This is a genomic window from Pseudomonas sp. HMWF006 (assembly GCF_003061205.1).
GTDB classification, from domain to species: domain Bacteria; phylum Pseudomonadota; class Gammaproteobacteria; order Pseudomonadales; family Pseudomonadaceae; genus Aquipseudomonas; species Aquipseudomonas monsensis.
In genome coordinates this window covers 742-7,079 of sequence record NZ_QAIU01000420.1, presented here as the reverse complement: position 1 = coordinate 7,079, position 6,338 = coordinate 742, and the positions used below count along the sequence as shown (strand labels likewise).

Genomic DNA, 6,338 nt, shown 5'->3' with positions numbered 1-6,338 from the left:
GGACGTGCCGAACGCCACCTACGGCCTCGGCCCGCGGGCGTTCGGCCATCCGGGCGCGGGCGGTTCCATCGGTTTTGCTGATCCTGAGCATGATGTTGCCTTCGGTTTTGTGACAAATACCCTGGGGCCGTACGTCTTGATGGATCCGCGCGCGCAGAAGCTCGCGCGGGTGCTTGCCACTTGTCTGTAAAGTTTCATTCGGGGTTCCAGGGCCGGAACCTCATGCGGTTTTTCGATTCAAACCGACTGTTTATCCGGGCGAAAGAGCTCTGATTTTTCCTTACTTCATTTTGTGGACTTTCAATGTCATCTAAAAAGACCCTCGCCCTGGCCCTGTGCGTTGCAATGACCGGTTGTGCACAGACTCCGAAAAACGATGCAGACGGCGGCAGTTGGTGGCCGTTCGGCTCTTCCGACAAAGTCGCAGCCAAAGAGCCAGCACCTGCTCCAGCCCCGCTGAAACCTGCCGCCACTGCACCGGTGGCCAAGACCGAAAGCAGCAGCCACTGGTACTGGCCGTTCGGCAGCTCCGATGATGCAGCGGCCAAGGCTGAGGTGAAACCTGAAGTAAAACCTGCAGCCAAAACCCCGGTTGCAGTGGCCAAGACCGATGCCGACACCGGCAGCAAGTGGTGGTGGCCGTTCGGCGGCAAGGATCAGTCCACTGCCAAAGTAGTGCCGATGCCTGACCCGAAAGTCACCCAGGCCTGGCTGGATGACTACGAGCCACGCCTGCGTGCGGCAATCAAGGACAGCAATCTGCAACTCGAGCGCCGTGACAACGTGCTGGTGGTGATCGCGCCGGTGGAGGGATCGTTCAACCCGAAGCGTCCGGCCATGTTGCTGCCGGTGACACTCAGCCCGTTCACCAATGTTGCGAAAATTCTCGAAGCTGACCCGAAAACCGCGGTACTGGTGCTCGGTCACAGCGACAACACCGGCGCCGCGCCGGCCAACGTCAAACTCAGCCAGGAGCGCGCCCAGTCCGTGGCGGCGATCTTCCGTCTGAGCGGTTTGCAGCGTGATCGCCTGATGCTGCGCGGCATGGGCGGCGATGCCCCGCGTGCCGCCAACGACAGCGCCGAAGGCCGTGCCCTGAACCGTCGCGTCGAATTGCTGGTGACCCCGCAGAACACCATGGTTGCCCTGCTAAGCAAATACAACATGCCGGCACCGGCACCGACCACGATGATTGCCGCCCAGGACGTCAAGCCTGTAGCCAAGCCAGTAACACCGGCGCCGGCCGCTTCCAAAGCCGCCGTACCTGCAACCAAAAAGGCGCCAGCGAAGAAAGCCGCCGCCAAGGCTCCGGCGAAAAAAGCGGCGGCCAAGGCTCCGGCGAAAACGCCTGCCAAGAAAACCGCTCCAGCCAAAGCGGCGACCACTGACAAGAAAGTCGCCGCCACCGATACTTCCAAGCAGTGATCCGCTAACGAAAAGGAATGCGCCATGACCCAGGCTCTGGCAGATATGCGTCGTGATTACACCCGGGATGGCTTGACCGAGGCGCAAGCCCCGAACGAGCCGTTTGCGTTGTTTCACCAATGGTTTGCCGACGCGGTGAAAACCGAACAGGCGCCCGTGGAGGCCAACGCCATGACCCTGGCCACGGTCGATACGCACGGACGACCGCATTGCCGCATTCTGCTGCTCAAGGGCCTGGACGAGCAGGGGTTCACCTTTTTCACCAACTACGACAGCGCCAAGGGCCAGCATCTGGCGGCCAATCCGTTTGCCGCCATGACGTTCTTCTGGCCAACCCTTGAGCGTCAGGTGCGCATTGAAGGGCGGGTGGTGAAAGTCACGCCTGAGGAGTCCGATGCGTATTTTCAGGTGCGTCCACTGGGCAGCCGCCTCGGGGCCTGGGCTTCACCGCAGAGCCGGGTGATCAACGGCCGGGGTGAGCTGGAAGAGTTGCTCAAGGCCACCGAACAGCGCTTCAGCGACACCCAGCCGCATTGCCCGGAACATTGGGGCGGCTACCGCCTGCTGCCCGAGCGCATCGAGTTCTGGCAGGGGCGTTCGAGCCGCCTGCACGATCGCCTCAACTACCGCCTGCAGGGCGCCGACTGGATTCTTGAACGTCTGGCACCCTAGGCAGTCTACCGAGCGCAATAGCTTGCCGCAGCGGCCTCCAGCCACTGCGGCAAATCCTTGCGCTTGATATTTTGCGCCTGCGCGTCCGCCAACCGTTCAAGCATGAAGGCGCGTTTACCTTCATCCTTGCCCGCCAGCGACAGTGCCAGGTCGCGATCCATCCAGCGTTTGATGCGCACGTAAAGCCACCAATGGAAGTACAGTCCCGCAACGGTGGTGACGAAAATGATGAAGTAATCCATGAAAATCCTTGGTGTCGGTGGCGCAGAATCGGTAATTTGGCGCTACTGTTGGAAAACCTTGCAGGCGTCTGTACCGCGCCTGAATGAAAGCCAATTTATCCGGGCTGCGCCGTGACAGGCGTCAAGCAGCGGAGTTTAATGAATATATGTTCCTTTGGAGTTGATGCTATGCGTAAGTCTGTTCTGCTGGTTGCTTCCTTTTCCACGATGGCGATGTTGCTTACCGGCTGCCAATCGAGCCTGACCGGTGACTCCTACTCCCGTGACGAAGCGCGTCGTGTACAGACGATTCGCATGGGGACCATCGAATCCTTGCGTCCGGTTAAAATCGAAGGCACCAAGACCCCGATCGGTGGCGCTGCAGGCGCAGTGGTCGGCGGTGTCGGCGGCAGCGCGATCGGCGGCGGTAAAGGCAGCATCGTGGCTGCGGTCATCGGTGCGGTGGCGGGTGGTCTGATCGGTTCGGCCACTGAAGAAGGTCTGACCCGTACCCAGGGCGTGGAAATCACCGTGCGTGAAGACGACGGCAGCATGCGTGCCTATGTGCAGCAGGTTCAGGAGAATGAAGTGTTCCGTGTTGGCGAGCGCGTGCGCATCTCCACCGTTGGCGGGACCAGCCGCGTTTCGCACTAAGCGGAATGTAGGGTAAAGAAAACCCCGATCAGGTGACTGGTCGGGGTTTTGTTTTTTGCTTTCAATTCGGTAGTTCAGTAATCAGCACAGGTGCCCACAAAGAACTCCCAGCCTTTCGGGAAACTTAGGCTTCGAAGAGTTCACAGCGCGGCTACTCAGATCTGAGTGGATAGATAAAGGTCAAGATCTCGAGGAAGAGTGATCGCGCATGACTTTTCAATTTCAATAATCTGTTGCTCTGTCAGCCTATAGTCATGCTGGAATTCTTCCTCATTCTCCCAGCCCATAACTATCTTCAGATCTGATGTAGCGATGGAAAGGGGTTGCTGAAAGAGGGGGAAATCTTCTCCTCTCTTTACTCCCATGACCTGATGTTTCATGGTTCTATCCTTCTGGTGGGATCTGCCGGTTTCGTTTGCTCGCCTGTTTCGTGGTTAAACTCCCCCAAATGTTTTCCACGTTTTGTATATTTTTCAATCGCTCCATGTCGAAAATCCCATTCATAAATTACGCCGTCTCTGTCTTTCCAGCGTGGGCGTAATCCCCCGCCACCTTTTATTGGCGTTTTTGGCGTAGCCCATCGGGCATCGGGATAAGCCGGCAAGTTTTCAGGCTTTTGATAGTAGTTTCCATGCGAAATGCTCGCTACAACATAGACCGGCCTGACTCCCGAATTCACCGGAAAAACCAGAATAAAATCCCTGTACTCCGGCGGATAAACCGGATTAACCAGAATCCCGTCCGCCGCTTTCGTCGGCGGATAAACCCAGATGTGCGGTGCCTGCGGTGCAGCCTCCAGCGCGGGAATACCGAGGATGTCCGAGCCATCCACAGCAGGCGTCCAGATCAGCTCTACGCCTTCACCCAAGTCAGCAATGAACTGGCTGCCACGCAACTTGAACTGCACGACATCAACCATTTCCCAATCGCGATTCTTGCCGGTGTAGAAGCCGTAGCCCTTCAGGCTGCCGTCGGCCTGCTGTTCGACTCTCAACCGAACACGCGTTCGCGCCTGCTTGAGGGCGAGCAACTGGTCTTCGGTGTAGAGGGCGCTGTCGCCCATGTTCGATGGCATTAGCAACGCCACCAGCCCGAGCAAAGGGGTCACAACGGCGGTGGAAGCTATGACGGGCAGTGCCTTGAACGCCTCACCGGCGAGGGCAAAAGTGCCGAGCCCCGCAGGAATTGCAGTGCCGCTGATTTTCTTGAGTGCAACGCCGCCGCTGTCATCGGCCTCACGGCCGCCGAGCACGATCAGCTCGCCGTAATCCTTCAGGCTGTCAGTCGGCACCATTCCCGAAGGGCTGGAGTAATCGATGATCGCGTCCGGCAACTTGCAGGACTTGGCGAACACGCAGCCGGCACGCACCGGCTCAGGCTTGTTCGCCGCCACCTCACGGCTGCGCTCGAAAGCCTCCTGCCGCGCCAGCATGGCGTCGTAAGCGTTTTGTCTGGCGTCGCGCTCGGCCAGTTCAGTGGCCGTCATGTAGCGGTAGGTGACGTGATGCCCATCGCCTTGCGGTGGGTTGGAAACCCGGGGAATGTCCTTGTTGCCAGCCACTGATCGTCCTTTCGTTCATCCGTCGACAGCCCCTCGCAAAGGGCTACGCAACGTTAACGAAGCAGGAAAATGGTGGCTGTAGGACGCGTCTCCATAGACGTGGAGATTATTCGCTGTGTAGCAGGAACGCAGGAAATTTGTGGTGAGGGAGCAAGCTCCCTCGCCACAGAGGTTATATCGGTTGGGAGTTCTTGCGACTCGCCGCCGCCGTCACCGCATAACCGATCAACGCCGCCAGAATCGAACCGGTCAGAATGCCCATTCGGTCCATTCCGGCGTAATCGCTTACGCCCGGTTCAAAAGCCAGCGAGCCGACGAACAGGCTCATGGTGAAGCCGATGCCGCACAGGATCGCCACGCCCAGCACCTGGCCCCAATTCGCGCCTTGGGGCAGGGCAGCGATGCCGGCTTTCACGGCCAGCCAGGTCAGGCCGAACACACCGACAGTCTTGCCCAACAACAGGCCAATCGCGATGCCCATTGGCACATGGTGGGTGAAGCTTTCGACAGTGACGCCGCTCAGCGACAGGCCGGCGTTGGCGAAGGCGAACAGCGGCAGGATGCCGTAGGCCACCCACGGATGCAGCGCATGCTCGAGGGTCAGCAACGGCGACGGTTCGGCATTTTTCGTGCGCAGGGGGATGCAGAACGCCAGTGTCACACCGGCCAGCGTCGCATGGACGCCGCTTTTGAGTACACAGACCCACAGGATCAAACCGATGATCATGTACGGCCCGAGTTTGACTACACCCAACCGATTCATCGCCACCAGCGCCGCGATGCACGCCGCCGCCAGGCCCAGCGACAGGGTCGAGAGTTCGCCGGAGTAGAAGATCGCAATGATCACGATGGCGCCCAGGTCATCTATGATCGCCAGGGTCATCAGAAACAGTTTCAGCGACACGGGCACCCGCTTGCCCAGCAGGGCCAGCACGCCGAGGGCGAAGGCAATATCGGTCGCGGTCGGGATCGCCCAGCCGCTCAGCGCGGGCGGGTTGTCGCGGTTGAGAAACCAGTAGATCAGCGCCGGTATCAGCATGCCGCCGATGGCTGCCGCGCCGGGCAGGACGATCTGCGAAGGCTTGGACAACTGGCCGTCGAGCACCTCGCGCTTCACTTCCAGGCCAATCAGCAGGAAGAACATCGCCATCAAGCCGTCGTTGATCCACAGCAGCAGGGGTTTAGCGATTTTCAACGCTCCGATCTGCGCCACCACCGGAGTGTCGAGCAGGCCGGTGTACAGCCACGACAGTGGCGAGTTGTTGATAATCAGAGCCAGGATGGCCGCGGCGATCAATAACAGACCGCTGGCAGCTTCCAACTGAAAGAAACGCGTGAAAGTGCTACGCAGAGGCAAGGTCGCTCTCCATCGAAAGGTCAAAAGGTGGAACACCCTAACCCGTACTGTTAGTTGTTAAAACAAAAGTTATATTCTTTTTTGTTATATGGCGTTACAACGAAGCTTTCCCGAGGCCACGCTGAGCCTAGCAGTTGCCTGACATATTGAGACTCAGCTGTATCTGTGCGCGATTCGGGTTTTTTCCTAAGCTGATGGACGAGCCTTCAAAAGGAGGTCGATTTTCTGCCCGATTCAACGAGAACCCTCACCATGAGCGACAACCGACAGTGGGCCCGCGAAGCCATCCGCATCATCGAGGCGGACTTCCAGCGTAGCGCCGACACCCACCTGATCCCCTTGCCACTGCCGGGTTTTGCGGGCATCGAGCTGTATTTCAAGGATGAATCCAGCCATCCGACCGGCAGCCTCAAGCATCGCCTGGCCAGGTCGCTGTTTCTCTACGCGT

At 58.9% G+C, this 6,338-nt stretch carries 8 protein-coding genes and 1 pseudogene; 5 read left to right on the top strand and 4 right to left on the bottom strand.

All coding sequences use genetic code 11. The features are described 5' to 3' along the window. From DBR24_RS17445 to pdxH, 3 genes are all read left to right on the top strand, one after another. On the top strand, positions 1–190 hold a 190-nt coding region (locus DBR24_RS17445), incomplete at its 5' end, for a serine hydrolase (RefSeq protein WP_146189074.1). A gap of 113 nt (positions 191–303) precedes the next feature. Next, positions 304–1,425: an OmpA family protein gene (locus tag DBR24_RS17440; protein ID WP_123465264.1), complete on the top strand. Its 1,122-nt coding sequence runs from the start codon at positions 304–306 to the stop codon at positions 1,423–1,425. Positions 1,426–1,449: 24 nt separating this feature from the next. Beyond that, the gene (gene pdxH / locus DBR24_RS17435) at positions 1,450–2,097 is read left to right on the top strand and encodes a pyridoxamine 5'-phosphate oxidase (protein ID WP_123465266.1); all 648 of its coding nucleotides are present in this window, start codon (positions 1,450–1,452) and stop codon (positions 2,095–2,097) included. Between the two features lie 5 nt (positions 2,098–2,102). Here the strand turns inward: pdxH and DBR24_RS17430 are convergent, their stop codons facing one another. Continuing rightward, positions 2,103–2,339 carry a hypothetical protein gene (locus DBR24_RS17430; protein WP_128615359.1) on the bottom strand — a complete coding sequence of 79 codons (237 nt, stop codon included), beginning with the start codon at positions 2,337–2,339 and terminating at the stop codon, positions 2,103–2,105. A gap of 168 nt (positions 2,340–2,507) precedes the next feature. Here DBR24_RS17430 and DBR24_RS17425 point away from each other — a divergent pair, with 168 nt between their 5' ends. Next, positions 2,508–2,972, top strand: a complete 465-nt coding sequence (locus DBR24_RS17425) for a glycine zipper 2TM domain-containing protein (RefSeq protein WP_007969461.1) — start codon at positions 2,508–2,510, stop codon at positions 2,970–2,972. Positions 2,973–3,127: 155 nt separating this feature from the next. Here the strand turns inward: DBR24_RS17425 and DBR24_RS17420 are convergent, their stop codons facing one another. The 3 genes from DBR24_RS17420 to nhaA all read right to left on the bottom strand — a co-directional run bounded on the left by DBR24_RS17420 (position 3,128) and on the right by nhaA (position 5,890). Then, on the bottom strand, positions 3,128–3,352 hold the full coding sequence (locus tag DBR24_RS17420; protein WP_128615358.1) for a hypothetical protein: 225 nt from the start codon (positions 3,350–3,352) through the stop codon (positions 3,128–3,130). After that, entirely contained in the window at positions 3,349–4,533 is a 1,185-nt protein-coding gene (locus tag DBR24_RS17415) for a colicin E3/pyocin S6 family cytotoxin (protein ID WP_128615357.1), read from the bottom strand. Before DBR24_RS17415 ends, DBR24_RS17420 begins: the two co-directional genes overlap by 4 nt. Positions 4,534–4,705: 172 nt before the next feature. Further along, positions 4,706–5,890, bottom strand: coding sequence for a Na+/H+ antiporter NhaA (nhaA, locus tag DBR24_RS17410; protein WP_128615356.1), 1,185 nt, complete (start codon positions 5,888–5,890; stop codon positions 4,706–4,708). A 252-nt stretch (positions 5,891–6,142) separates the two neighbouring features. Here nhaA and DBR24_RS32600 point away from each other — a divergent pair. Continuing rightward, positions 6,143–6,338: pseudogene (locus DBR24_RS32600) on the top strand (PLP-dependent cysteine synthase family protein); the annotation flags it as partial.

Coding starts and splice junctions, on each gene's coding strand:
- DBR24_RS17440 (WP_123465264.1), top strand. CDS start 304: ATGTCATCTAAAAAGACCCTCGCCCTGGCCCTGTGCGTTGCAATGACC.
- pdxH (WP_123465266.1), top strand. CDS start 1,450: ATGACCCAGGCTCTGGCAGATATGCGTCGTGATTACACCCGGGATGGC.
- DBR24_RS17430 (WP_128615359.1), bottom strand. CDS start 2,339: ATGGATTACTTCATCATTTTCGTCACCACCGTTGCGGGACTGTACTTC.
- DBR24_RS17425 (WP_007969461.1), top strand. CDS start 2,508: ATGCGTAAGTCTGTTCTGCTGGTTGCTTCCTTTTCCACGATGGCGATG.
- DBR24_RS17420 (WP_128615358.1), bottom strand. CDS start 3,352: ATGAAACATCAGGTCATGGGAGTAAAGAGAGGAGAAGATTTCCCCCTC.